Below are 24,189 nucleotides of genomic sequence, written 5' to 3'. Positions count from 1 at the left end.
CATGCTTGAAGAACTGAGAATCCGCGACCTCGGCGTCATCACCGACGCGACCCTGCCCCTCGGACCGGGACTGAGCGTAGTGACCGGTGAAACCGGTGCCGGCAAGACCATGGTGGTGACCGCCGTCGGGCTCCTGCTGGGCGCCCGGTCCGACGCCGGCGCCGTACGCAGCGGCGCGAAGAGCGCCTCCGCCGAGGCGAGCGTGAAACTCGACGCCGGGCACTCCGCAGTGGCGCGCGCCCGCGAGGCGGGCGCGGATGTCGAGGAGTTCGACGGCGGCGCCGAGCTGCTGCTCGCCCGCAGCGTCGGTGCCGACGGCCGCAGCCGCGCCTACCTCGGCGGCCGTGCCGCACCGGTGGGGGTCCTCGCCGAGGTGGGCGAAACCCTCGTGGTGGTCCACGGCCAATCCGAGCAGATCCGGCTTAAGAGCCCGGTGGCGCAGCGCGGGGCGCTCGACAAATTCGCCGGCGACAGCCTCGCCCGGACCCTGGCCGCCTACCAGGAGCTGCACGCCCATTGGAAGGCTACCCAGTTCGAACTCGACTCGTTGCGCAGCGCCGCACGGGAACGCCTGCGGGAGGCTGAATCGCTGGAAGCCGCCCTCGCGGAGATCGACGCCGTCGATCCCCAGCCGGGGGAGGACGAATCGCTCAAGGCGGAGGCGGTCAAGCTCGCCAACGTCGAGGAGCTCCGGATCGCGGCCACAACGGCGCACCAGGCCCTCATCGCGGAGGATTTCGGCGAGGGCAGTGACGCCACCGCCCTGGTCGACGCCGCCAAGCGCACCCTGGAGCACGTGGCGGAACACGATGAGGAGCTCGGATCAGCGGCCGCCCGGCTGGCCGAGGTGGGCTTCCTCCTCAACGACATCGCCACCGAACTGGCCAGTTACCAGGCGTCCCTCGACACGGAGGGGCCCGAGCGGCTCGCCGAGATCGAGGACCGCCGGGCCGCACTGGCGAAACTCGTCCGCAAGTACGCGCCGAGCATCGACGAAGTGCTGGTCTGGGCCGAAGAGGCCCGGACCCGGTACGAGGAGCTGCAGGACGACTCAACCCGGATCGAAGCGTTGGACGCCGACGTCACCCGCACCGAAGCCGAGCTCCGCAAGCAGTCGGCCGCCATCAGCAAGGTCCGCAAGAAGGCCGCCAAGGACCTGTCCGCCCGCGTCAGCGCGGAACTGAAGGCGCTGGCGATGGCCGACGCGACGCTCGTCATCAACGTCGACGCGGGGGAGCAGCTGGGCCCGTTCGGTGCGGACGACATCGCCTTCCTGCTCCAGCCGCACTCCGGCGCCCCGGCCCGCCCGCTGGGCAAGGGAGCCTCCGGGGGTGAGCTCTCACGGGTGATGCTTGCCATCGAAGTGGTGCTGGCCGCGGTGGACCCGGTCCCGACCTTCGTCTTTGACGAGGTGGATGCCGGCGTCGGCGGGCGGGCCGCCGTCGAGATCGGCCGGCGCCTCGCGATGCTGGCGCGCCATGTCCAGGTCTTGGTGGTCACGCACCTTCCGCAGGTGGCCGCCTTTGCGGACCAGCACATCCGGGTCACCAAAACCTCTGTGCGCGGCGCGGACGGGGCTACAGCGTCCGGCTTCACCTCCAGCGACGTCCAGCTGCTGGACGCGGATGAGCGCGTCCGCGAGCTGGCCCGGATGCTGGCCGGCCAGGAGGATTCGGAATCCGCGCAGGCCCACGCCCAGGAACTCCTCGACGACGCCCGGCTGCTGCCGCAGCAAACCTGAACCTCACTGAAACGGGCTGGAACTGGGATGACAATCACAGCCGCTGCCCGCGAACACATCCCTGGAAGGCTGAAATGATGATAGGCTCGAACTCCGTGGTGCAGCGATCAAATTCCCGTGTAAATTCCCGGTTCCCGGGCTCGTCCAAGACGACCAAACACATCTTCGTCACCGGCGGTGTGGCGTCCTCGCTCGGCAAAGGACTGACGGCTTCGAGCCTCGGCCACCTGCTGCGGGCACGCGGTTTGTCTGTAACTATGCAAAAGCTCGATCCCTATCTGAATGTGGATCCGGGCACGATGAACCCCTTCCAGCACGGCGAAGTCTTCGTCACGGACGACGGCGCCGAAACGGACCTCGACGTCGGCCACTACGAGCGCTTCCTCGACGAAAACCTCGAAGGCTCGGCCAACGTCACCACCGGCCAGGTGTACTCCACGGTCATCGCCAAGGAGCGCCGCGGCGAGTACCTCGGCGACACCGTCCAGGTCATCCCGCACATTACCGATGAGATCAAGCGCCGCATGCGGCTGCCCTCCGAGGGCAAGAACGCCCCCGACGTCATCATCACCGAGATCGGCGGCACCGTTGGCGACATCGAGTCCCAGCCGTTCCTCGAATCCGCCCGCCAGGTCCGCCAGGACATCGGCCGCGGCAATGTGTTCTTCCTCCATGTGTCCCTGGTGCCGTACATCGGCCCGTCGCAGGAGCTGAAGACCAAGCCGACGCAGCACTCCGTTGCCGCGCTCCGCTCCATCGGCATCCAGCCCGAGGCGATCGTGATCCGTTCGGACCGCGAAGTCCCGCAGCCCATGCGGGACAAGATCGGCCGTATGTGCGACGTCGACATCGACGCCGTCATCGGCTGCCCCGACGCCCCGAGCATCTACGACATTCCGAAGACCCTGCACTCCCAGGGCCTGGATTCCTACATCGTCCGTGCCTTGGACCTACCTTTCAAGGACGTTGACTGGACCAGCTGGGACCGGCTCCTCGAAGCGGTCCACAACCCCAAGCACGAGGTCGAGGTGGCCCTGGTCGGGAAGTACATCGACCTGCCCGACGCCTACCTGTCCGTGACCGAGGCGCTGCGGGCCGGCGGCTTCGCGAACGACACCAAGGTGAAGATCCGCTGGGTCCCGTCGGACGAATGCGAAACCCGTGAAGGCGCCGTCAACTCCCTGCAGGGCGTGGACGCGATCTGCGTTCCGGGCGGTTTCGGTATCCGCGGCCTCGAAGGAAAGCTGGGCGCCCTCAAGTTCGCCCGCGAAACCAAGCTCCCGGTCTTGGGCCTGTGCCTTGGCCTGCAGTGCATGGTCATCGAGTACGCCCGCAATGTGGTCGGCCTCGAGGGTGCTTCTTCCAGTGAGTTCGAGCCGGACTCCAAGTTCCCGGTGATTGCCACCATGGAGGAGCAGCTGGAGTACGTTGAGGGCCGCGGCGACCTGGGCGGCACCATGCGCCTGGGCCTGTACGAGGCCAAGCTCGACGAGGGCTCGGTTGTGGCAGCTACCTACGGCAAGACCGTGGTCAGCGAACGCCACCGCCACCGCTACGAGGTCAACAACAAGTACCGCGAGCAGATCGCCGCCAAGGGCCTGGTGTTCTCCGGAACCTCACCCGACGGCAAGCTCGTGGAGTACGTGGAACTTCCCCGCGACGTCCACCCGTACTACGTTGCCACCCAGGCGCACCCGGAGCTCAGCTCCCGCCCGACCCGGCCGCACCCGCTGTTCGCCGGGCTGGTCGAGGCTGCCCTGGTGCACCAGAAGGGTGCCGACGGCCAGGACGGCGCTGCCGCCTCCGAAGCGGCATCGCCCGCCAAGGACGCTCCGGCCCCGAAGGATGCCGCGGCCGACGCGAAGCCGTCGTCGGCAGTAGCGTCCAAGTAACCCCACCTGACTGACTCGAAGGACGGCGCGATGCCCGGTAGGTCCGAGATGCCCAGTGCTGCACGGCAGGTTTCGGACCAGCCGAGCCCGCGCCGTCTTTTGTCATCCCAGACGGTCTATGAAGGCCGGATCTGGGATGTCGTCAGTGACACGTTCCAGCTCAACGACGACGGCGACGCCCTCGTCCGCGACTACATCGACCACCCGGGTGCTGTTGCCGTGCTGCCGATGAACGACGCTGGGGAGGTACTGCTGATCAAGCAGTACCGCCACCCCGTCGGGATGGACCTCTGGGAGATCCCGGCGGGACTGCTCGACGTCGAGGGCGAGGACTTCGTCGTCGGAGCCGCCCGCGAACTGGCCGAGGAAGCGGACCTGGTCGCGGCGGAGTGGAACGTCCTCGTGGATTTCTTCAATTCGCCCGGATCCTCCAGCGAGGCCATCCGCATTTACCTGGCCCGCGGGCTCAGCGACGTTCCCGGCCACGAGCTGCACGTCCGCACCGATGAGGAAGCCGAAATCGAGCTGCATTGGATTCCGCTGGAGAACGCCGTCGCCTCCGTGCTGGAAGGTCGCCTGCACAACCCGTCCGCCGTCGTCGGGATCCTCGCCGCCGCGGCGGCCCGTGCTGACAACTTCAAGGACCTCCGGCCGGCCGACGCGCCGTGGCCCGCGCACCCCAGCCAGCGCTGATGGTGGAACTGGCGGCAACGGAGCGGCCTGACCCGCGCGAGGACAACGCCCCGGAGAAAGCGCCGGCTGCTGCGGTCCGGCCACCGACCGCGATTGACCGGGCCATGACGGACTACCTGCAGCATATGGGCGTGGAACGGGGCCTGGCGGCCAACACCCTCTCGGCTTATCGGCGGGACCTGGCGCGGTATGCCAACCATCTTGTGCGGGCGGGCCGGCAGCGTCCCGCCGAGATCATTCGGCACGATGTGACCGCCTTCGTCCAAGCTCTTTCCGACGGGTCGGACGGCGGATCCGCCCTCGGCATCCGGTCCGCCGCACGGACCGTCGTCGCCGTCCGCGGACTGCATAAGTTCTGGGCGCTGGAAGGCGTCACCACCACGGATCCGGCCAGCGACGTCCATCCGCCCATGCCCGGCAAGCGCCTGCCAAAGGCCATCAGCGTCGATGAAGTCACAAGGATCCTCGAGGCAGCCGGCGCGGACACCGCCACCGGCCTGCGGGACCGGGCGCTGCTTGAGTTCCTGTACTCCACGGGCGCCCGCATCAGCGAGGCTGTCGGCCTGGACGTCGACGATATCTCGCTGCAGGGCGAGGAAGCCGTTCCCGACGCCGGACCCGCGATCGTCCGGCTGTTCGGCAAAGGATCCAAGGAACGGCTGGTGCCGTTGGGATCCTATGGAGCGAGGGCCCTGGACGCCTACCTCGTCCGTGGCAGGCCCTTACTGGCCGCCAAGGGGAAGGGCACGCCTGCCCTCTTTTTGAATGCGCGCGGTGGCAGGATCAGCCGGCAAAGCGCCTGGACCATCCTCAAGACGGCCGCCGAGAAGGCCAACATCACCAAGGATGTCTCGCCGCACACGCTGCGCCACTCCTTCGCTACGCACCTGCTCGAGGGCGGCGCCGACGTCCGCGTGGTCCAGGAGCTGCTGGGTCACGCGTCCGTCACCACCACTCAGGTGTACACCCTTGTCACGGCCGACACGTTGCGCGAGATCTACGCCGCGGCGCATCCGAGGGCGCTGGGCTAAACGGGGCTGGGCTGGCGGTGCTGCTGCGCCGGGCTGCTCGGCGGGGTGTCAGCGGCTGCGCCGGGGGTTGCCCTGTGTGGGGCGTAGCGGCTGGGCCGGGAGCGCCGTCGCAACCCAACAACGTCCGTCTTTATTGTCTGTGCCTCATGAGATTCTTTGAGTATGGAAAGCAAAGTGGCTTGGGATGCGGGAACCAGGGAGGCCATGGCGGCCGTTGCCGCGTCCGCTGCTGCGCTTGCTGAGTCGCTGTCCCGCATGGAGTTGTCCGGCGCCGACACCGTCCGAGACGCCGATCCGCTCCGGACTCGGGCCGATGCGTGCCTGGACGGTTTGGGTGAGGTGGCCCGGTTGGAGGCCCGGACTGCCGCGTTGAAGGCCCGGCTGACCGCCGAATACGCGCGGGCGGCCGAGGCCCTGGCGCCTCCGGCGGCGTCCCCGCAGGAACGCACCGCCCAGGAAATGGCCGTGGTCGCCGAGGTCGCCTGCGTCCTGACCGTCAGCGAACGAAGCGCGGGCGCGCTCTTATCCGAGTGCCGGGGGCTGACGGGTTCGCTGCCGCTGACCCTGGCCGCCCTGCAGGAAGGGACGATCTCCTGGCAGCACGCCCGGATCCTCGTCGACGAAACCAGCGGCCTGGACCCCGCCGCAACGGCCGCGCTCGAGGCGCACTTCCTGGACCCCGACGCGCCGGACCCGGCCCGCGGCTGCCACGCCGGGGAGCTCACCGCGTCCCGGTTCCGCGCCAAAGCCCGCACCTGGCGCGAACGCCACCACCCGGTCGGCATCGAAGAACGCCACGCGAAGAGCGCCGCGGACCGGCGCGTGGAGTTCGTTCCGGACCGGGACGGCATGGCGTGGCTCTCGGCCTATCTCCCGGCGGACGCCGCGGCGGGCATCTGGGAACGGAGCACCGCTGCCGCCCGCGCCCTCCAGGGCCCGGCCGAGCCCCGGACCCTTCCCCAGCTCCGCGCCGACATCACCGCCACCTGGCTCCTCACCACCGGCACCGCGGATGCTAGCGCTGACGGTGAGGGTGACGGAGCCGGTACCGCTGGCAGTGGCACCACCGGCACTGGCGGTGACGGAGCCGCCGCCGACAACAGCGCCACCACCGTCGGCGGACCGGCCGGTCCGCGCGGGCGTGTGCCGTCGCCGCGGGCGCAGGTGCTGGTCACCGTCCCGGTCCTGTCGCTGCTGGGCCTCACGGACGAACCCGCCGTCCTGGACGGGTACGGGCCGATCCCGCCGTCGATGGCGCGGCGGCTGGTCGCCGAGGGTTCCGATTCCTTCCACCGGGTCCTGATCGACCCGCGCGACGGTGCCCCGCTGGAAATCGGACGGACCAGCCACCGGCTGACGAAACCCCAGCGGCAATGGCTCCGGCTGCGCGACAGCACATGCACGTTCCCGGGCTGCAGCAACCCGTCCCTGGACAACGACGCGGACCACATCCTGGCCTGGGCCGCCGGCGGCACCACCGGGATTGCCAACCTCGGCCAGCTCTGCCGCAAACACCACCGCCTCAAACACGGCTCAACCTGGACACCGTCCGGAGCCAGCAAGGACCACACGCCGGGATGGACCTCACCCTCCGGGCGGCACTACCCCAGCGAGCAACAGGACTGGGAACCACCACACTGGCCAGCCCACATCCCCGCGGACACAGACGCCGGCTCCGCCCCGGCCGCACAGACAGGGCCCAAACTGGAGCTGCCCGCTGACCCTCTCCCGGACTGGCACGTCTTCACGATCGAGGATCTGATCGCCGCGGACATGGCTGATGCGTTCTGGCCGCCGACACCGCTTTCTGACTCTTGCCTGGAGACCTTCCTGCTCCAATGCGCCTGATCGACCAACAGCATCAGGCGAGACATCGCAATGCCCAACGCCCGGTGCCACCACGTTGCCGCCACGTTGTTGCGATCTCGTTGGCGGGCCGAAGGGGTAGCTGACCCCGCCAGAATCCTTGCTTGCGGGAGTGTTCTTGCTGGTCAATGTGAAAACGGGAATGTTCTTGCTCGTCAGTGTAAGAAAAGGGCACTCACGGGACACTTAGTCATAAAGAACAAGTCATCCGATGTTCGGGGGAAACATGATGTTGGCTGCAAATGAGCAAGCGTTCATGGACCTGCACGCCGAGCACTCCGCGCGGGTCTACGGCTACATCGCCCGCCGCATCAACGACCGGCACCGCGCCGAGGAACTTGCCGCGGACGTCTTCCGGATTGCGTGGGAGAAACAACTGCCGGAACCACCGGGGATCGGCTGGCTGTTGGCTACCGCCCGGAATGTGATCGGAAACGAGTACAAGGGCCGTCGCCGGCGCCAGGAACTGGTTGAACGGCTCAAAGAGGAAGCCCGGCGGGAGCTCTTCCGGCCAGTGGCTGATGAACGGGCCGCCGTGGCAGAGGTGCTGATGCAACTTCGGGAGCGGGACCGGGAAGTCCTCATGCTCAGCTACTGGGACGACCTCACAGGCGCTGAATTGGGCGAGGCCCTGGGCTGCTCGGCGTCGGCAGCTGCAGTGCGCCTGCACCGGGCACGCCGGGCCTTCGCGAAAGCCGCCCCCGCTCAGCTGATGACCGAACGGAAGGACTAGCCATGGACCGCATTGAACAACTCATGAGGGATGCGAAGCCGCGGGTCGGAAAACCGGGTGATACATCGGAAAACCAGTCCCCCCGCTCGATTGTCTACTCCACGGATCCCAACATTCTGCCTCTGACAGGACGCACCCCGGCCGGACGCACCCCGGCCGGACGTACCCTGACAGGACGCACTCCGGCGCGACCCGATCGGGCGCGGCGCCGGGCCGTGCAGGTTGCCGCAGCGGCCGTCCTTGCCGCGGCTGCCGTCGCTGGCGCCGTCGTCGTCGGGGGGAACCTGATGCCCCGACCTGCGCCCGGGCCGGCGCAGTCGGGCATCCCGACGCCGACGTTCTCCAGAAGCACCGCGTCCGCTTCACCGCCGGTTTCCACTGCCTTTCCCACACCCTCTCCCTCTCAGGCGGGTACCGCAGGCGCGGCCTTGAGTACCCAGGGCGTGGCGTGCACCATGGCGAACGTCGACCAGCAACGCAACGACCAGCAACGGGCGATCCAGCCGATTCCCGCCGCCGAGCAAGGGTATTACGCAGTGTTGGGCTGCGCCGACGGCTGGCTCGCCTACTCCATCTCCGACGAGGGAGTGAAAGCCCTCCAGCTCGACGGCGGCAATGCGTGGTTCCAGATAGCCAAATTACAGAACGGTCGTTTCCTCTGCGACTTCCGGCAGGAATGGGCCAGCGTATTCAACTGGAAGTTCCAGGCGCTGAACAATGATGTCTCCCAAAACGGGCGGAGTCTTACGCCGCAGGAGGCTATGGACAAGGAATTCGCGCAAAAGGGAATTCCGGTCGAACTGCGGCCGCAGCTGGTGGGCGACGGTCCGGCCGCCGGGTAGCTCCGGTACCCTGCGCCAGCTATAAGGTTGACCAGCTATAGGGGCTGACCAGCTATAGGGTTGAGCACATGAAGTCCACACCGGTTGCCCTCTGTTTTATGCTCCGCGATGTGGCACCCGGCTCCACGCAAGTGCTGCTGGGCCTGAAACGGACGGGATTCGGCACCGGCAAGATCGTCGGCATCGGCGGCCACGTGGAGCCGGGGGAGAGCGACGCGGAGGCCGTCTGCCGGGAGGTCTGGGAAGAGTCCGGTATCGTCGTTCGCCAGGAGGACCTGGTCCACGCCGGCCTCGTCGAGTTCGTCTTCCCGGCCCGGCCCGAATGGAACATGTCCTGCCGGCTGTTCATCACACGCCGGTGGGAAGGCGAACCTGCCGAGAGCCCGGAGATCACGCCGGAATGGTTCGATGCCGCAGCGCTGCCGCTGCAGCGGATGTGGCACGACGCCGAGCACTGGCTGCCCCCCGCGCTGGCGGGCGAGGCGCACGACGTCGTCGTGGTCCTCAACGACGACAATGAAACAGTAGCGTCGATTGAAAGACTTTCCACCGGAAAGTAACCGCTGGCCGCCGGCCGGAACAATACAGGTAGCCTGCAGGCCAGGACACTACTTTTCAAGGGGACCATCGTGCTTTCCAAGCGTGAACTGGCGTTTATCGCCATTCACAAAGACAACTATCCGCTTGGCGGACCCCCGTGGGGTCTCTACAGGTTCCAGACGCTGGAAGAGGCTACCGCCTTCACCCAGACGCAAAGCTACAAGGACCTGAAAGCGGTCATCACCTCGCTGACCGTCACAAAACTCAACTGACCACCAAACTCAACTGGACGGAGCAACGACGGCGGGCCGGCCACCTTTCGAAGGTGACCGGCCCGCCGTCGTCCGTTTCAGTTGCTGTCCGCTGCAGTAACGGTTGGCAGCAGCGGCAAGGAAGAGCTACGGCAGGTGCCGTTCCTCGACGCCGTTGTATTCGCTCAGCGGACGGATCAGCGCGTTCGCATCCAGCTGTTCCATGATGTGCGCCGTCCAGCCGGTGATGCGGCTGGCGACAAACAGGGGAGTGAAGGTGGCGGTGTCGAAGCCCATCAGGTGATAGGTGGGCCCCGTCGGGTAGTCGAGGTTCGGCTTGATCGCCTTGGCCTCGTCCATCGCCGACTCCAGGCCGTTGTACAGCCCGAGCAGCTCCGGGCGTCCGTAGTGCGCGATCATCTTGTCCAGGGCCGCCTTCATGGTGGGCACCCGGGAGTCGCCGTGCTTGTACACGCGGTGGCCGAACCCCATCACCTTCTTCTTCTGGGCCAGGGCATTCTCCATCCAGGCTTTGGCCCGGACCGCCGCCTCCTCCAACGACTCCTCGGGCCGGATGCCGATCTCGTCGAACGTATGCATGACGGCCTCGTTGGCGCCGCCGTGCAGCGGGCCCTTGAGCGCGCCGATCGCCCCGGTGACAGCCGAGTGCAGGTCCGAGAGGGTGGACGTGATCACGCGGGCGGTGAACGTGGAGGCGTTGAAGGAGTGCTCGGCGTACAGGATCATCGAGACGTTGAACGCGTCGATGACTTCCGGGACATGGTCCTGGCCGAACGTCATCCACAGAAAGTTCGCTGAGTAGCCCAGGTCGTCACGCGGCTCCACGGGCTCCTGCCCGCGGCGGCGGCGCTGGTCATAGGCCACCACTGCCGGCATCGCCGCGAACAGGTCCACGGCCTTGGCCATGTTGGCCTCCCGGGACGAGTCCTCCGCAAGTTCGTGCCTGGCTCCCAGGACGGAAGCGGCCGTGCGGCAGACATCCATCGGGTGCGAGGTGGTCGGCAACGCGTCAATAACCTGCTTGACCACGGGGTCCAGAGCGCGTCCGGCGCGCTCCCGGGCGGTGAATTCGGCCAGCTGCTCCGCGGTGGGCAGTTCGCCGTTCCACAGCAGGTAGGCCACTTCCTCGAAGCTGCATCTGGCGGCAAGCTCCTGCACGGGGTAGCCGCGGTACAGCAGCGAGTTGGTGTCCGGGTTTACCTTGGAGACCGCGGTGTAATCCACCACGACGCCGGCGAGGCCCTTTTTGATGTCCTGTTCAGCCATGCTGAAACTCCTTTGTTCCTGTCGCCTGTGGGGTGCCGGCCGGGGCCGGAAACTCATCTGGGGGTTACTGGCCGGGGATCTGGAAATTGAAGACCCCCGTGTCGAAGCGGTTGTACGCCTCGTAGTCCACGAGGTCATACAAACGCGCACGGGTCAGCATGCTGCCAACCTGTGCCTCCTGCGTTCCGTCGGCCCTGATCGATTCCAGAGTACGCTCAGCAGCGCCCATGGCACTACGGAGCAGCGTCACCGGATAAATGACCATGTTGACGCCGACGCCGGCCAGCTCGTCCACCGTGAACAGGGCGCTCTGGCCAAATTCGGTCATGTTGGCCAGGATCGGGACGTCGACGGCGTCGCGGATCGCCTGGAACTCGCTGAGGTCCTTCATGGCCTCGGGAAAGATCGCGTCCGCCCCCGCCTCCACCAAGGCACGCGCCCGGTCCTGCGCAGCCTTCAGGCCGTCAACCGCGCGGATGTCCGTACGCGCCATGATCAGGAAGTTCGGGTCGCGCCGGGCGTCCGCCGCGGCGCGGATGCGCTTGGTGGCGGTTTCGAGGTCCACGACGTTCTTGCCGTCCAGGTGGCCGCAGCGCTTCGGGTTGAACTGGTCCTCGATGTGGCAGCCGGCCAGGCCTGCGTTCTCGAGCTCCTGCACGCTGCGGGCCACGTTCATTGGCTCCCCGAAACCGGTGTCGGCGTCCACGATGGCCGGCAGGTCGGTCATGCGGGCGATCTGGCCGGCCCGGGTGGCAACCTCGGTCAGCGTAGTGAGTCCGATGTCCGGCAGGCCGAGGTCGTTGGCCAGGACGGCGCCGGAGATGTACACCCCGGCAAAGCCCTTTTCCTCGATCAGCCGCGCCGAGAGCGGGTTGAACGCGCCCGGAAACTGCTGGATGGTCCCGGACGCCAGGAGCTCCCGGAACCGGATCCGCTTCTGCTCCGGTGTGGTCTTTGAATACAGCATCAGAAGAGTCCCTTCGGTGCGGCCGCGGGGTTGATCACGCCGTCGGCCGCCTTGATGTTGAGCTGGTCGAGTTCTCCGGCCGCCAGCTCGGGCAGGCGTGCCGCGGCGGCGAGGAAGCGCTCGATTTCCGCTTCCTCCACGAGGCCAGCGGCGAGGGTGCGGAATTTGTTGACGTACTGCTCCCGCGCGAACGGCCGGGCTCCAAGCGGGTGCGCATCCGCGACCGCGATCTCGTCGGTGATGACTGTGCCATCGGTGAGCGTGATCTCCACGGAACCGCCAAAGGCCTTCTCGGCGATGTCCAGGGAGTGGTAGCGCCGGGTCCACTCCGGGTCCTCGACCGTGCTGACCTTCTGCCACAGTTCCACGGTGTCCGGACGGGCCGCGCGCTGCGGGGCGTAGGAATCGACATGGTGCCAGGCGCCGTCCTGGAGCGCCACCGTGAAGATGTACGGAATCGAGTGGTCCAGCGTTTCACGGCTCGCGGTCGGATCGTACTTCTGCGGATCGTTGGCGCCGGAACCGATCACGTAATGCGTGTGGTGGCTGGTCTTGATCAGCACCGACGCCACGTTGGCCGGGTCGGTGGTCTCGGGGTGTTCGCGGTTCAGCTTGCGGGCGAGGTCAATCCACGCCTGGGCCTGGTATTCGGCCGAGTGTTCCTTGGTGTACGTGTCCAGGATGGCGCGCTTGGCTTCGCCGGCCTCGGGCAGCGGCACGGTGTAGGAGGCGTCGGGGCCGTCCAGCATCCACGCGATGACACCGTCTTCGCCTTCGTAGATCGGCACTGGGGAGGTCTGGCCCCGCATGGCCCGGTCCGCGGACTCGATGGCCATCTTGCCCGCGAAGGCCGGAGCGTGGGCCTTCCAGGTGGAGATCTCGCCCTTGCGGGACTGCCGGGTGGCGGTGGTGGTGTGCAGGGCCTGGCCGACCGACTGGAAGATGGTCTCGACGTCGAGTCCGAGGAGGGTGCCGATGCCGGCGGCGGCGGAGGGGCCCAGGTGTGCGACGTGGTCGATCTTGTGCTCGTGCAGGCAGATGGCCTTGACCAGGTTGACCTGGATCTCGTAGCCGGTGGCGATGCCGCGGATCAGGTCTTGGCCGCTGGCGCCGACGTGCTGGGCGACGGCGAGGATCGGCGGGATGTTGTCACCGGGGTGCGAGTAGTCGGCTGCAAGGAACGTGTCGTGGTAGTCCAGTTCACGGACTGCGACGCCGTTTGCCCAGGCGGCCCATTCGGGGGAGACCCGCTCGTCGATACCGAAGACCTTTGCGCCCTGGCCGCCGCTGCTGGGGGCGTGCGTCAGGGCCTGGGCGCGGGCCGCGACGATGGGCGCGCGGTTCAGCGACGCTATCGCCACCGAGGCGTTGTCGATGATCCGGTTGATCACCATGTCGGTGACCTCGGCGGTGACGGGGACGGGATCCGCGGCAACCGTGGCGATCTTGTGCGCGAGCTGGTCCTCGCGGGCCAGGTTTTCCTCGCTCTTGTAGACCCGGACGTGGTGTTCCTTAACCATGGTGCTCCTTGTGCTGAGGTGTATGCGTGGCTTTGACGTGCGAAAGACTGCGGTGCAGATGGATGGTGGTGGCGGCCTCGGCAAGCCGGGGGTTGCCGGCCGCAATCGCCTCGGCGATGGCGGCATGCTCGGCGGCGGCGGCGGTGAGCCGCGCCGCGTCGTCGGCGGCGAGCCTCCGGACCCGGACGAGATGGACCCGCAGGCTGCGCATCGCCTGGGCCAGGTAGGAGTTGGAGATCGCGGCGTCGATTGCGGCATCGAGCCGCCCGACCAGCCCGTAGTAGTCGTGCCGGGCCGGGTCTTCGCCGCGGATCAGTTCCGGGGCCTGGAGCAGCTCGGTCCAGAGCTGCTCGAAGGTCGCGCGGTCCCCGCGCTGGGCAGCGAGGGCGGCCGCCTTGCCTTCAAGGGTCTCCCGCAGTTCGAACAGCTCGTCGATGTCTTCCAGTGAGATGTCAGTGACGACGACGCCGCGGCCGCCCGCCGCCGTCGTCAGTCCCTCAGCCGTGAGCCGGCTCAGGGCCTCCCGCAGCGGGGTGCGGGAAATGCCGAGCCGCTCGGCCTGCTCCACCTCGCCGAGCACCGTCCCGGGCAGCAGGCGCCATTCGATGATGTCCTCGCGCAGGGCCGCATAGGCCTTGTCGCTGGCGCGCATCCTGGCTCCTTCGGCTGCTGGGTTGCTGGGACGATTCCCGATCAGTGTATACAAGCTTTCCTCGTTTGCCCAGCAAGAAGGAGGTGAAGCCGCAAAGATACCCACAGACGAGAGCGAATGTATACACAGACTCTTGTTCTACCCCGAGGTGAGCGCTATCCTGAACTTCATCACAACGTCGTGGACGGGATTTGTTTTATGGTCACCAAGAGCTACCGGGACACTTACGAACTCAGCCTGGGCCAGCCGTCAGAGTTCTGGCTGGAGGCAGCGCGCAGGATCTCATGGTCCAAGCCCCCGCAGCAGGCGCTCGACTCCAGCCGGGCACCGCTCTACGGCTGGTTTCCGGACGGCGCGCTGAACACCTCCTACAACGCCCTCGACCGCCACGTGGAGGCAGGCCGGGGCGGCCAGGACGCCCTGATCTATGACTCCGCGATGCTCGGGACGCAGCAGCGCTTTACCTATGCCCAGCTCACCGACGCGGTGGCGCGCTTCGCGGGCGTGCTGCGCAGCCACGGCGTGGGCCGGGGCGACCGGGTGGTGATCTACATGCCGATGATCCCTGAGGCCGCCATCGCCATGCTGGCCACCGCCCGGCTGGGCGCCGTGCACTCCGTGGTCTTCGGCGGCTTCGCGCCCAAGGAGCTGGCGGCCCGCATCCGGGATGCCGCCCCCGCCGCCATCGTCACGGCGTCCGGCGGCCTTGAACCCTCGCGCCGGGTCGAGTACCTGCCCGCCGTCGCCGAGGCCCTGGCGCTCGCCGGAATGCCGGAGACCCCTGTACTGGTCAAGGCCCGGGAAGGATTTGCCTCCACGGTGGCCGACCAGGCCGGCTGGCTGGACTGGGAAACCGAGCTGGCCGCCGCCAAACCCGCGGCCCCGGTCGATGTGGCGGCGACCGACCCGCTCTACATCCTTTACACCTCAGGAACCACCGGTGCTCCCAAGGGAGTGGTGCGGGACAACGGCGGCCATGCCGTGGCACTGAACTGGACCATGGAAAACCTGTACGACGTCGGCCCGGGAGACGTTCTGTGGACCGCCTCCGACGTCGGCTGGGTGGTGGGGCACTCCTACATCGTCTACGGCCCGTTGCTGGCCGGTGCCACCACCGTCCTGTATGAAGGGAAGCCGGTGGGGACCCCGGACGCCGGCGCGTTCTGGCGGGTGATCCAGGACCACAAGGTCAATGTGCTGTTCACCGCTCCGACCGCACTGCGGGCCATCCGGAAGGCCGACCCCGAGGCCCGGCTGCTCGAACGGTACGACACCTCCAGCCTGCGGACCCTGTTCGCGGCCGGCGAGCGGCTGGACACGGACACCTACCACTGGGCCGCGAGGGTCCTCGGAGTTCCGGTGGTCGACCACTGGTGGCAGACCGAGACCGGCTGGGCCATCTGCGCCAACCCCCGCGGCCTCGAGAAGCTGCCGATCAAGGCCGGCTCGCCCAGTGTCCCGATGCCGGGCTTCCGGCTCAAGATCGTCGACGGTGCCGGCCAGGACGTCGAGGCCGGCACGGAAGGCAACATTGTCCTGGGCCTGCCGCTGCCGCCAGGGACACTGACGACGCTCTGGCACAACGACGAACGCTTCGTCTCCTCCTACCTCCAGGCCTTCGAGGGCCACTACGCCACCGGCGACTCCGGCTACCGGGACGAGGACGGCTATGTCTTTGTCATGGGCCGCACCGACGACATCATCAACGTGGCCGGGCACCGGCTCTCCACCGGCGCCATGGAACAGGTGATCGGGCAGCACCCTGCGGTGGCCGAATGCGCCGTGATCGGCCTGGCGGATCCGCTCAAGGGTCAACGCCCCAGCGGCTACGTGGTGCTCAAAGCCGGGGTGGACGTGCCGGAGGACGTCCTGGTGAAGGACCTCGTCGCCCTGGTCCGGCGGGACATCGGAGCGGTGGCGGACTTCAAACACGTCACCGTGGTGGAAGCCCTCCCGAAAACGCGTTCCGGCAAGATCCTGCGCAAGACCATGCGCCAGATAGCCGACGGCGACGAGTACGTGGTGCCGTCCACCATCGAGGACGCCGGCGTGATCGACCAGCTGCTCGAAACCCTGCGCCCGGCAGCGCGGCAGCCCGGCCCGTCCCTGGCGCCGTAGCCCGGCGTCGAGTTTGCACTTCACGGCAGTGTCTCCCAAAACATTGCCGCGAAGTGCAAACTCGGCGGGCCGGTGCGGGGGAGGAGGCTCTAAGCGCGCAGGAGACTTACGACGCCGGCCGGTTCCAGCGATATTCGTTCTCCGGCCGGCCGGGCGCGCCGTACCGCGCCGTGCGCGCCACCGTCCCGGCGTCGGCGAGGTACTCGAGGTAGCGGCGGGCGGTCACCCGGGACATGCCGAGCACCTCCATCACCTCGCTGGCGGACACCGCGCCGGCCTGCCGTTTCAGAAACTCCTGCACGGATTCAAGCGTGGACACGGCAAGGCCCTTGGGTAGCGGCAGCTCGGACGGAGCGCGCAGGCTGGCAAACGCCTGGTCCACATCGCTTTGGGAAGCCCCCGCACCGGCAGCTCCGGTGCCGGGGGAAGCCAGTTGCTGGCGGAACTGCCGGTAGCTGGTGAGCTTGTCGGCGAAGGTGGCATAGGTGAACGGCTTGATCAGGTACTGGACCACTCCGGTGGCAACCGCGCTGCGGACGATGTTCAGCTCCCGGACGGCGGTGATGGCGATGATGTCCGCGAAGGATCCGGCTGCCCGCATCCGGCGGGCGATGTCCAGCCCGTGCAGGTCCGGAAGGTTCATGTCCAGCAGCACCAGCTCCACCGGCGTGCCGGCGGCCGCGAATTCCGTGAGCAGGCGCAGCGCGGACTGCCCGTCGGGCGCGGAACCGGCCAGGATGAACCCCTCAAGCCTGTCGATGTAGGCGGCGTGGGCCGCGGCGGCGATCGGCTCGTCCTCGACGACGAGGACGCGGATGTCGCTCATGGCTTTTCCTCTTCTGTGACCGGCAGCGTGACGCGGAACAAGGCCCCGGCCGGGCTTGTGATTGTCATCGTACCGCCGAGGCGGTGCACCGCCTGGCGGACCAATGCCAGGCCCAGCCCCCGTCCGAACGGCCCCGGGGTCTTCGTGCTGAAACCGTGCCGGAACACATCCTCCACCGCGTCGGGATCGATTCCGGGGCCACTGTCCTCCACAGCGATCTCCAGGGCACGCCCGTTAGCTCCCACGGTGAGTTCCACCATCCTCGGCGCGGGGGCTTCCGCCGCTGCGTCGATGGCGTTGTCCAGCAGGTTTCCGAGGATGGCGACGAGGTCCTGCACAGCCAGTCCGGAAACGGCCGTTGAACCGCCGGTGTTCAGGATCAGTTCGACGCCGCGCTCGTGTGCCTCGGCGGCCTTGCCCATGATGAGGGCCCCAAGCACAGGCTCCTCGATGGAGCTGACCAGGTCATCGGTGAGCCGCTGGCTGAGCTCCAGGTCCTTGGTGGCGAAGTCCAGGGCTTCCGAGGTCCTCCCCAGCTCCATCAGCGAGACGATGGTGTGGAGCCGGTTCGCGTGCTCGTGGGTCTGGGCGCGAAGAGCATCGGAGAGGGTGCGCATGGTTTCCAGTTCACTGCCCAGCGACTCGATTTCGGTACGGTCCCGGATGGTGGCCACAGTGCCGAAAACCGCCGCCCGCTGCCGGCCCGCTGCAGAACCAGGGCCGACTGCCGGGCCCTGGTTCACCACCAGGATCCGGGAGCCGGTCAGGTGGATCTCATCGAGCGCCGTCCGCCCCGATTCAAAGAGCTCCTTCAAGCTTGGTGCCAGTGGAAGCTCTGCCAGCGACGGCGCCGCCTGGCTTTGAACGGCAGCGGAACCACCGTCGATCGCGGCGCTGCCGTCCGCCTGGCCGTTCGAGCTGCCCCTGGAAAGCCCCAGCAGCTCCGCGGCCTGGTCGTTGTACATGACCACCTTGCCCCGGGAATCGATCAGGATCAGGCCTTCCCGCACCGAATGCAGCACCGACTCGTAGTACGCGAAGAGCTGGGCCAGTTGCTCCGGACCCCAGCCCCGGGTGACCCGCTGCAGGTACCGCTCCAGCAGCCACGACGCCACTGACCCGCCGGCGAGCAGGGCCAGGCCGATGGCCACGAGCGCGGGCAGCCTGCCGGACAGGGCCACATCCACGCTGCGGACCGTCACCCCTGCCGCGACGAGGGCCCGCACACTGCCGTCCGCATTCTTGACCGGCGCAATCGTCCGCACCGAGGGGCCCAGGGTTCCGGCGGTGATTTCCGTGAAGACCTCGCCGTGGAGGGCCGCGTCGATGGACCCGATGTACGGCTTGCCCAGTTCCTCGTCCCGGGGGTGGGTCCACCGGGTGCGGTCCGGAGCCATGATGGTGACGAAATCGGCGTCGGCATCCTCCATGACCTTCAGGGCGTAGGGCTGGAGCAGCGCCGACGGATTGGCGGCGCTCGCCGCCTGCAGCACGAAGGGGTTGTCGGCCACCGTGACGGCGATGCCGGCCATGCGGCGGCCGGCCTCCTGGTAGGCATGGTCGCGCGCGTCGACGAACGTGGCCGTGCCGACGATCGCCGTCAGGGCCACCATGAACAGCAAGTGGGCTACGAAGAGCCGGCGGGCGATGCTCCAGGGGTGGATCATCAACACCCTTTCATGACCAATATGAACGCAACGGTGATGCGCGTCACTCCATCTCCAATGATGGATGTACACGCAGTACGGACGAGGGCCCACACCCTGTGCAGCACCGACGTCCAGCCTATCCAAGGAGAACACCCATGGCCTCTCAGCGAGGAGAGTCACCGGCCGCGGCGACGGTCACAAAGCGCAAGGGGCTGGATAAGTCCCATTATCTGTACATGGCGGTCATCGTGGCCGTGATCCTCGGCGCCCTGGTGGGCCTGCTGTTTCCCGAGGTCGGTAAGTCCCTGAAGCCGCTCGGCGACGGGTTCGTCAAATTGATCAAGATGATGATCGCCCCCATCATCTTCTGCACCATCGTGCTCGGCATCGGCTCCATCGCGAAGGCCGCCACGGTCGGAAAGGTCGGCGGCCTGGCACTGGGCTACTTCATCGTGATGTCGACCTTCGCGCTGGCCATCGGCCTCGTGGTCGGCAACCTGATCCACCCCGGCGAGGGCCTGAACCTGACCCCGTACGACCCCAATAAGAAGGCGGCTTCCGACAGCACGGTCGACTTCCTGCTGGGAATTATTCCGGGCGACATTCCGGTGTTGCCGACGCTCTTCGCCGCAATCCTGGTCGGCTTCGCGCTCCAGAAGATGGGTCCCCAGGGCGCCCCGATCCTTAAGGCCATCGGCCAGGGCCAGGCCCTGGTGTTCCGCATCCTCATCATGATCATGTGGGTTGCGCCGGTCGGTGCCTTCGGCGCCATCGCGGCCGTGGTCGGCGCCACCGGTGTCCAGGCGATCGTCAGCATGTTCACCCTCATGATCGCCTTCTACATCACGTGCGCCATCTTCATCGTCGTCATCCTCGGCGGACTGCTGCAGATCGTGGCCGGCGTCAACATCTTCCGGCTCATGAAGTACCTGGCCCGTGAATACCTGCTGATTTTCTCCACCTCGTCCTCCGAGGCCGCCCTGCCGCGCCTCATTGCCAAGCTGGAACACCTGGGTATTTCCAAGCCTGTTGTCGGCGTCACGGTTCCGACCGGCTACTCCTTCAACCTGGACGGCACGGCCATCTACCTGACCATGGCTTCCCTCTTCGTCGCCAACGCCATGGGCACGCCGCTGGATCTCGGTGCGCAGGTCTCGCTGCTGGTCTTCATGATCATCGCCTCCAAGGGCGCAGCCGGTGTCACCGGCGCCGGCCTGGCCACCCTCGCCGCAGGGCTCCAGGCGCACCGTCCGGAACTGCTCGGCGGCGTAGGCATGATCGTCGGCATCGACCGCTTCATGTCCGAGGCCCGCGCCCTGACCAACTTCACCGGCAACGCTGTCGCCACGGTGCTGGTCGGCACCTGGGTGAAGGAGATCGACGGCGAACAGGTTGAGCGGGTGCTCTCCGGCACCGACCCGTTCGATGAGCGGACGATGAACGTCGGTCACGGCCATGTCGAGACCACAGAGGCGGACCGCCCGGCCGTCGTACAGCACTAGGGCAGCAGGAAAAACCGCACTGCCCCAACAGGAAGAACCGCCCGGACACGCACAGCGCGTCCGGGCGGTTTTTTCGGTTCCGCGGCAACCCTCGACCTCAACCAGAAGGTCAAGGCTCAAAAGACGCCGACTGTCAAGGTCCGTTGAATCCCGTGTCGGGCGCTGTAACCTTGGGAGGAACAAGATGGGCGCTGAACTTCCAAACAGGAATATCAGCAACACCATCAAGCAGGACAATCACCGTCATCGAAAGTGTGGATAGATACGTGAGCAGCGAACAGGGTTCAGCAACTCTGGAAGGCACCCAAATCGATCTGGAAGACGCCGTCATGGGTCCCACCGGGCGCCCCCACCGCGACTTTCCTGAACCCGCGCCGCTGCCCTCCCACGGCCCCGCGCGTGTCATCGCGATGGTGAACCAGAAAGGCGGGGTGGGTAAGACCACCTCCACCATCAACCTCGCCGCGGCACTGGCGGAATTCGGGCGCCGGGTGCTCGTCGTGGACTTCGACCCGCAGGGTGCACTCTCTGCGGGCCTCGGCATAAACCCGCACGAACTGGATCTCACGGTTTATAACGTCCTGATGGACCGCAAGGTCGACATCCGCGACGCGATCCACAAGACCGGCGTGGACAACCTGGACCTGCTCCCGGCCAATATCGACCTCTCCGCCGCCGAAGTGCAGCTGGTCAATGAGGTGGCCCGCGAGCAGGTCCTCGACCGTGCGCTCAAAAAGGTCGAGGACGATTACGACGTCGTCCTCATCGACTGCCAGCCTTCCCTCGGCCTGCTCACCGTCAACGCGCTGACGGCGGCCCACGGCGTCATCATCCCGCTGATCTGCGAATTCTTCGCCCTGCGCGCGGTGGCGCTGCTCGTGGAGACCATCGACAAGGTCCAGGACCGGCTGAACCCCAGGCTGCAGGTCGACGGGGTGCTCGCCACCATGTACGACGCCCGCACCCTGCACAGCCGGGAGGTCATTTCCCGGCTGGTGGAAGCCTTCGGCGACAAGGTCTTTGAGACCGTCATCAAACGCTCGATCAAGTTTGCGGATGCCACTGTGGCCGCCGAGCCCATCACCAGCTATGCCGGCAACCACATCGGCGCTGATGCCTACCGCAACCTCGCCAAGGAGCTCATCTCGCGCGGCGGCGCGCCCTAGCCGGCACGTGACGGCGACGCACACCCCGACGGCGGAGCTGTCCCCGCCGGAGAAAAGGCCCGCCTTCGAAGTGCGGCTGGCCAACTTCACCGGCCCCTTCGATCTGCTGCTGGGCCTGATCACCAAGCACCAGTTGGACATCACCGAAGTGGCACTGGCGACGGTCACAGATGAGTTCATCAGGTACATCAAGGGCTTGCAGGCACTGGGGGAGGAGTGGGCCCTGGACGAGGCCAGCGAATTCCTGGTCATCGCCGCAACGCTGCTCGACCTCAAGGCCGCCCGGCTGCTGCCCGCCGGTGAAGTCGAAGACGAGGACGACATCGCGCTGCTGGAGGCCCGCGACCTGCTCTTCGCCCGGCTGCTCCAGTACAGGGCGTTCAAGCAAGTGGCCGGCATGATGGGTTCGACCCTGGACCTGGAAGGCCGCCGGTTTCCACGCCAGGTGGCACTGGAGGAACACTTCTCGGCGCTGCTTCCGGAACTTGTCTGGCGGCACACGCCGCAACAGTTCGCCGCCCTCGCTGAGGCCGCCCTCAAGCCCAAGGAGGCAGCCCCCACCGAGGTCGGCCTGGCGCACCTTCACGGCAGCCCGGTGAGCGTCAAGGAGCAGGCGGACCTGCTCGGCCGCCGCTTGCGGCAGGGCAGCCCGCTGACGTTCCGGGCGCTCACCGCCGACGCCGAATCCTCCCTCGTGGTGGTGGCGCGGTTCCTTGCGCTGCTGGAAATGTTCCGGGACCGCGTGGTTTCCTTCGACCAGCTGTTGCCGCTGGGGGACCTGACCGTCCACTGGACTGCCGGGTCAGAGGCATGGAGCAGCGAGTCCCTGAGTGAAGAATACGAGGAGCAGCCTTGAGTGAGACACGATCCGGCCCGGCCGGCGGCGGACCCCAACACCCCGCTGCCGAAGGGGAGGGGCCCGACGTCGCAAGCCTGCCGGGCGGCGCCCGCGCCGCGCTCGAAGCCGTGCTGATGGTGATCGATGAACCCGCCACCGCCACGAGTCTTGCGGCCGGTCTCAATCTCACGGTCGACGTGGTCGAAGGCCTGCTGGCGGACCTGCAGCGGGAGTATAACGGCTATACTGTTAATGCCCCGGATGTGGACGACAGCCATAGCAGCAACCTGAACGGCTTCGGCTCCACCCCCCGGGGTTTTGAATTGCGGAATATCGCCGGAGGCTGGCGGATCTACTCCAGGGCTGAATTCGCCGACGTCGTCGGCGGCTTCGTGCTGGAGGGACAGACAGCCAGGCTGACGCAGGCGGCGCTCGAAACGCTCGCCGTCATCGCTTACCGCCAGCCCGTGTCACGGGCGCGGGTGTCTGCAATTCGAGGAGTCAATGTTGACTCCGTCGTGCGGACCCTGACGCAGCGGGGGCTGATAGAGGACGCGGGAACAGACCCCGAGTCCGGAGCCATCCTGTACCGCACGACGTCGTATTTCCTGGAACGCATGGGAATCGGCTCGGTGGAGGAACTGCCGCAGCTTTCACCGCATCTTCCGGGGCTCGAAGGAATTGAAGAGTTCTACGACGCAGGAACAATGTAGGCAGGAACACTGCCTGCGCACGAGTATCCAGCAGGGCAGAAGCATTTGCCCGAGCCGGCCGGCCTTGTCGGGAGACAAGCCGCACCGGTCAACATAACGAAGGACGGGTCATGACACAGGCGGGACGCCAGGGTTCACCACGTAACGGTTCGGGACGCAACAGTGCCGGACAGAGCAGCGCCGGAAAGAGCAGCGCTGGAAAGAGCGGTGCCGGCAAGAGCGGTGCCGGACGCAATCCCCAGGGCGGCGCGGGCCGCGGCGGGGGAGCCGGTTTCAAGGGCGGGGGAGACCGCCCCTTCAAGCATCCGAAGCCCCGCGAACAGGCCTTCATCGATCCCGACCTGCAGGGTCCCGGCGGTGCGCCCGCTGACCGCCCTGCTTCGGGCGACCGGAAGCCCGCCGGCTTCTCGGGCAAGGCTGCCGGCCGCAAGCCCGGCGCCCGCAAGCCCGGCTTCGGCAAGGATCCCGGCACCCCGGGAGCGCTCAAGCCCAAGCCACGCAGCGGCGCACCCAAGCCCGCCGGCGCCCGCGCCTTCGGTGGGGAACGCTTCGGCCAGAACCTGGGCCCCGTACGGCGTCCGGCCCGCAAGCGCGGACCCCGCGCCGAGGTGCCCCAGTCGGAGCTGCACGACCAGGACGGCGTCCGCTTGCAGAAAGTCATGGCTTCGGCCGGCGTGGCCTCGCGCCGCGTTTGCGAGGAAATGATCGCCGAAGGCCGCGTAGAGGTCGACGGCCAGGTGGTCACGGAGCTCGGCGTCCGCGTGGACCCGAAGACCGCCGTGATCCACGTTGACGGCCTCCGCATCCAGCTGGACGAAAACATGGTCTACATGGTCTTCAACAAGCCCAAGGGTGTCGTTTCCACCATGGAAGACCCGGAGGGCCGCCCCTGCATCAGCGACTTTGTCCGCAAGTACCACGGTGAACGGCTCTTCCACGTGGGCCGGCTCGACGTCGCCACCGAGGGCCTGCTGCTGCTGACGAACGACGGCGAACTCGCCAACCGGCTGACGCACCCGTCCTACGAAGTGCCCAAGACCTACCTCGTGCAGGTCCGCGGGCCGTTCCCGCAGGGCATCGGTGCCGAGCTCAAGGCCGGCGTTGAACTTGAGGACGGCATTGCCTCGGTTGACTCCTTCCGGCTCGTTGACTCGACTCCGGGCCATGTGCTGATCGAGGTTGTCCTGCACTCCGGCAAGAACCGGATTGTCCGGCGCCTCTTTGACGCTGTCGGCTTCCCGGTTCTGCGCCTGGTCCGGGTCAAGGTCGGGCCCATCGGCCTGGGCGACCAGCGCCAGGGAAGCATCCGCAACCTGGGTAAGCAGGAAGTCGGTCACCTGCTGGCATCCGTAGGGCTGTAAG

21 protein-coding genes are annotated in these 24,189 nt (G+C 67.2%); 15 read left to right on the top strand and 6 right to left on the bottom strand.

Annotated features, from left to right (window positions below; all coding sequences use genetic code 11):
* The first annotated feature begins 1 nt into the window (after position 1).
* The 9 genes from recN (at position 2) to QFZ65_RS13915 (ending at position 9,610) form a co-directional block, all read left to right on the top strand.
* Positions 2-1,741, top strand: a complete 1,740-nt coding sequence (gene recN / locus QFZ65_RS13955) for a DNA repair protein RecN (RefSeq protein WP_306911317.1) — start codon at positions 2-4, stop codon at positions 1,739-1,741.
* A gap of 77 nt (positions 1,742-1,818) precedes the next feature.
* Positions 1,819-3,633, top strand: a complete 1,815-nt coding sequence (locus QFZ65_RS13950) for a CTP synthase (RefSeq protein WP_306912584.1) — start codon at positions 1,819-1,821, stop codon at positions 3,631-3,633.
* A gap of 30 nt (positions 3,634-3,663) precedes the next feature.
* Positions 3,664-4,326 (top strand): NUDIX hydrolase, encoded by a 663-nt coding sequence (locus QFZ65_RS13945; protein WP_306911316.1) that lies wholly within the window; start codon positions 3,664-3,666, stop codon positions 4,324-4,326.
* A 104-nt stretch (positions 4,327-4,430) separates the two neighbouring features.
* On the top strand, positions 4,431-5,357 hold the full coding sequence (gene xerD / locus QFZ65_RS13940) for a site-specific tyrosine recombinase XerD (RefSeq protein ID WP_306912583.1): 927 nt from the start codon (positions 4,431-4,433) through the stop codon (positions 5,355-5,357).
* Positions 5,358-5,519: 162 nt separating this feature from the next.
* Positions 5,520-7,205, top strand: a complete 1,686-nt coding sequence (locus tag QFZ65_RS13935) for an HNH endonuclease signature motif containing protein (RefSeq protein WP_306911315.1) — start codon at positions 5,520-5,522, stop codon at positions 7,203-7,205.
* 244 nt (positions 7,206-7,449) lie between these two features.
* Complete coding sequence (locus QFZ65_RS13930; protein WP_306911314.1) at positions 7,450-7,956, top strand: RNA polymerase sigma factor; 507 nt, start codon at positions 7,450-7,452, stop codon at positions 7,954-7,956.
* A gap of 455 nt (positions 7,957-8,411) precedes the next feature.
* A complete protein-coding gene (locus QFZ65_RS13925; protein WP_306911313.1) occupies positions 8,412-8,798 on the top strand; it encodes a hypothetical protein in 387 nt (128 codons plus the stop codon).
* Positions 8,799-8,866: 68 nt separating this feature from the next.
* Entirely contained in the window at positions 8,867-9,358 is a 492-nt protein-coding gene (locus tag QFZ65_RS13920; protein WP_306911311.1) for an 8-oxo-dGTP diphosphatase, read from the top strand.
* A gap of 69 nt (positions 9,359-9,427) precedes the next feature.
* A complete protein-coding gene (locus QFZ65_RS13915; RefSeq protein ID WP_306911309.1) occupies positions 9,428-9,610 on the top strand; it encodes a hypothetical protein in 183 nt (60 codons plus the stop codon).
* 126 nt (positions 9,611-9,736) lie between these two features.
* Here the strand turns inward: QFZ65_RS13915 and QFZ65_RS13910 are convergent, their stop codons facing one another.
* The 4 genes from QFZ65_RS13910 to QFZ65_RS13895 form a co-directional block, all read right to left on the bottom strand.
* Complete coding sequence (locus QFZ65_RS13910) at positions 9,737-10,876, bottom strand: bifunctional 2-methylcitrate synthase/citrate synthase (protein WP_306911307.1); 1,140 nt, start codon at positions 10,874-10,876, stop codon at positions 9,737-9,739.
* A 64-nt stretch (positions 10,877-10,940) separates the two neighbouring features.
* Positions 10,941-11,843 (bottom strand): methylisocitrate lyase, encoded by a 903-nt coding sequence (gene prpB, locus QFZ65_RS13905; protein ID WP_306911305.1) that lies wholly within the window; start codon positions 11,841-11,843, stop codon positions 10,941-10,943.
* A complete protein-coding gene (locus tag QFZ65_RS13900) occupies positions 11,843-13,363 on the bottom strand; it encodes an MmgE/PrpD family protein (protein ID WP_306911303.1) in 1,521 nt (506 codons plus the stop codon). Before QFZ65_RS13900 ends, prpB begins: the two co-directional genes overlap by 1 nt.
* Positions 13,356-14,015 (bottom strand): GntR family transcriptional regulator, encoded by a 660-nt coding sequence (locus tag QFZ65_RS13895; RefSeq protein WP_306911301.1) that lies wholly within the window; start codon positions 14,013-14,015, stop codon positions 13,356-13,358. The genes QFZ65_RS13900 and QFZ65_RS13895 overlap by 8 nt, the downstream gene beginning before the upstream one ends.
* Positions 14,016-14,213: 198 nt before the next feature.
* On the opposite strand from QFZ65_RS13895, the gene QFZ65_RS13890 reads away from it, so the two are divergent.
* Positions 14,214-16,133 (top strand): propionyl-CoA synthetase, encoded by a 1,920-nt coding sequence (locus tag QFZ65_RS13890; protein ID WP_306911299.1) that lies wholly within the window; start codon positions 14,214-14,216, stop codon positions 16,131-16,133.
* A gap of 106 nt (positions 16,134-16,239) precedes the next feature.
* Here the strand turns inward: QFZ65_RS13890 and QFZ65_RS13885 are convergent, their stop codons facing one another.
* Complete coding sequence (locus tag QFZ65_RS13885; protein ID WP_306911297.1) at positions 16,240-16,959, bottom strand: response regulator; 720 nt, start codon at positions 16,957-16,959, stop codon at positions 16,240-16,242.
* A complete protein-coding gene (locus tag QFZ65_RS13880; RefSeq protein WP_306911296.1) occupies positions 16,956-18,626 on the bottom strand; it encodes a sensor histidine kinase in 1,671 nt (556 codons plus the stop codon). Before QFZ65_RS13880 ends, QFZ65_RS13885 begins: the two co-directional genes overlap by 4 nt.
* Positions 18,627-18,763: 137 nt before the next feature.
* Here QFZ65_RS13880 and QFZ65_RS13875 point away from each other — a divergent pair, with 137 nt between their 5' ends.
* From QFZ65_RS13875 to QFZ65_RS13855, 5 genes are all read left to right on the top strand, one after another.
* Positions 18,764-20,110: a cation:dicarboxylate symporter family transporter gene (locus QFZ65_RS13875; protein WP_306911295.1), complete on the top strand. Its 1,347-nt coding sequence runs from the start codon at positions 18,764-18,766 to the stop codon at positions 20,108-20,110.
* A 266-nt stretch (positions 20,111-20,376) separates the two neighbouring features.
* Entirely contained in the window at positions 20,377-21,276 is a 900-nt protein-coding gene (locus tag QFZ65_RS13870) for a ParA family protein (RefSeq protein WP_306911293.1), read from the top strand.
* Entirely contained in the window at positions 21,224-22,132 is a 909-nt protein-coding gene (locus QFZ65_RS13865; protein WP_373427592.1) for a ScpA family protein, read from the top strand. The genes QFZ65_RS13870 and QFZ65_RS13865 overlap by 53 nt, the downstream gene beginning before the upstream one ends.
* A 116-nt stretch (positions 22,133-22,248) precedes the next feature.
* Positions 22,249-22,827 carry an SMC-Scp complex subunit ScpB gene (locus QFZ65_RS13860; protein ID WP_373427643.1) on the top strand — a complete coding sequence of 193 codons (579 nt, stop codon included), beginning with the start codon at positions 22,249-22,251 and terminating at the stop codon, positions 22,825-22,827.
* Positions 22,828-22,937: 110 nt separating this feature from the next.
* Positions 22,938-24,188, top strand: coding sequence for a pseudouridine synthase (locus tag QFZ65_RS13855; RefSeq protein ID WP_306911292.1), 1,251 nt, complete (start codon positions 22,938-22,940; stop codon positions 24,186-24,188).
* The last annotated feature ends 1 nt before the right edge of the window (position 24,189 follow it).

The sequence above is a fragment of the Arthrobacter sp. B3I9 genome (assembly GCF_030816935.1).
GTDB lineage: Bacteria > Actinomycetota > Actinomycetes > Actinomycetales > Micrococcaceae > Arthrobacter.
This window is presented reverse-complemented; position numbering and strand designations above follow the sequence as displayed.

Bases quoted from the DNA above. Each gene is read 5' to 3' on its own strand.
- recN (WP_306911317.1), top strand. From the start codon at position 2: ATGCTTGAAGAACTGAGAATCCGCGACCTCGGCGTCATCACCGACGCG.
- QFZ65_RS13950 (WP_306912584.1), top strand. From the start codon at position 1,819: ATGATAGGCTCGAACTCCGTGGTGCAGCGATCAAATTCCCGTGTAAAT.
- QFZ65_RS13945 (WP_306911316.1), top strand. From the start codon at position 3,664: ATGCCCGGTAGGTCCGAGATGCCCAGTGCTGCACGGCAGGTTTCGGAC.
- xerD (WP_306912583.1), top strand. From the start codon at position 4,431: ATGACGGACTACCTGCAGCATATGGGCGTGGAACGGGGCCTGGCGGCC.
- QFZ65_RS13935 (WP_306911315.1), top strand. From the start codon at position 5,520: ATGGAAAGCAAAGTGGCTTGGGATGCGGGAACCAGGGAGGCCATGGCG.
- QFZ65_RS13930 (WP_306911314.1), top strand. From the start codon at position 7,450: ATGATGTTGGCTGCAAATGAGCAAGCGTTCATGGACCTGCACGCCGAG.
- QFZ65_RS13925 (WP_306911313.1), top strand. From the start codon at position 8,412: ATGGCGAACGTCGACCAGCAACGCAACGACCAGCAACGGGCGATCCAG.
- QFZ65_RS13920 (WP_306911311.1), top strand. From the start codon at position 8,867: ATGAAGTCCACACCGGTTGCCCTCTGTTTTATGCTCCGCGATGTGGCA.
- QFZ65_RS13910 (WP_306911307.1), bottom strand. From the start codon at position 10,876: ATGGCTGAACAGGACATCAAAAAGGGCCTCGCCGGCGTCGTGGTGGAT.
- prpB (WP_306911305.1), bottom strand. From the start codon at position 11,843: ATGCTGTATTCAAAGACCACACCGGAGCAGAAGCGGATCCGGTTCCGG.
- QFZ65_RS13900 (WP_306911303.1), bottom strand. From the start codon at position 13,363: ATGGTTAAGGAACACCACGTCCGGGTCTACAAGAGCGAGGAAAACCTG.
- QFZ65_RS13895 (WP_306911301.1), bottom strand. From the start codon at position 14,015: ATGCGCGCCAGCGACAAGGCCTATGCGGCCCTGCGCGAGGACATCATC.
- QFZ65_RS13890 (WP_306911299.1), top strand. From the start codon at position 14,214: ATGGTCACCAAGAGCTACCGGGACACTTACGAACTCAGCCTGGGCCAG.
- QFZ65_RS13885 (WP_306911297.1), bottom strand. From the start codon at position 16,959: ATGAGCGACATCCGCGTCCTCGTCGTCGAGGACGAGCCGATCGCCGCC.
- QFZ65_RS13880 (WP_306911296.1), bottom strand. From the start codon at position 18,626: ATGATCCACCCCTGGAGCATCGCCCGCCGGCTCTTCGTAGCCCACTTG.
- QFZ65_RS13875 (WP_306911295.1), top strand. From the start codon at position 18,764: ATGGCCTCTCAGCGAGGAGAGTCACCGGCCGCGGCGACGGTCACAAAG.
- QFZ65_RS13865 (WP_373427592.1), top strand. From the start codon at position 21,224: ATGCCTACCGCAACCTCGCCAAGGAGCTCATCTCGCGCGGCGGCGCGC.
- QFZ65_RS13860 (WP_373427643.1), top strand. From the start codon at position 22,249: ATGGTGATCGATGAACCCGCCACCGCCACGAGTCTTGCGGCCGGTCTC.
- QFZ65_RS13855 (WP_306911292.1), top strand. From the start codon at position 22,938: ATGACACAGGCGGGACGCCAGGGTTCACCACGTAACGGTTCGGGACGC.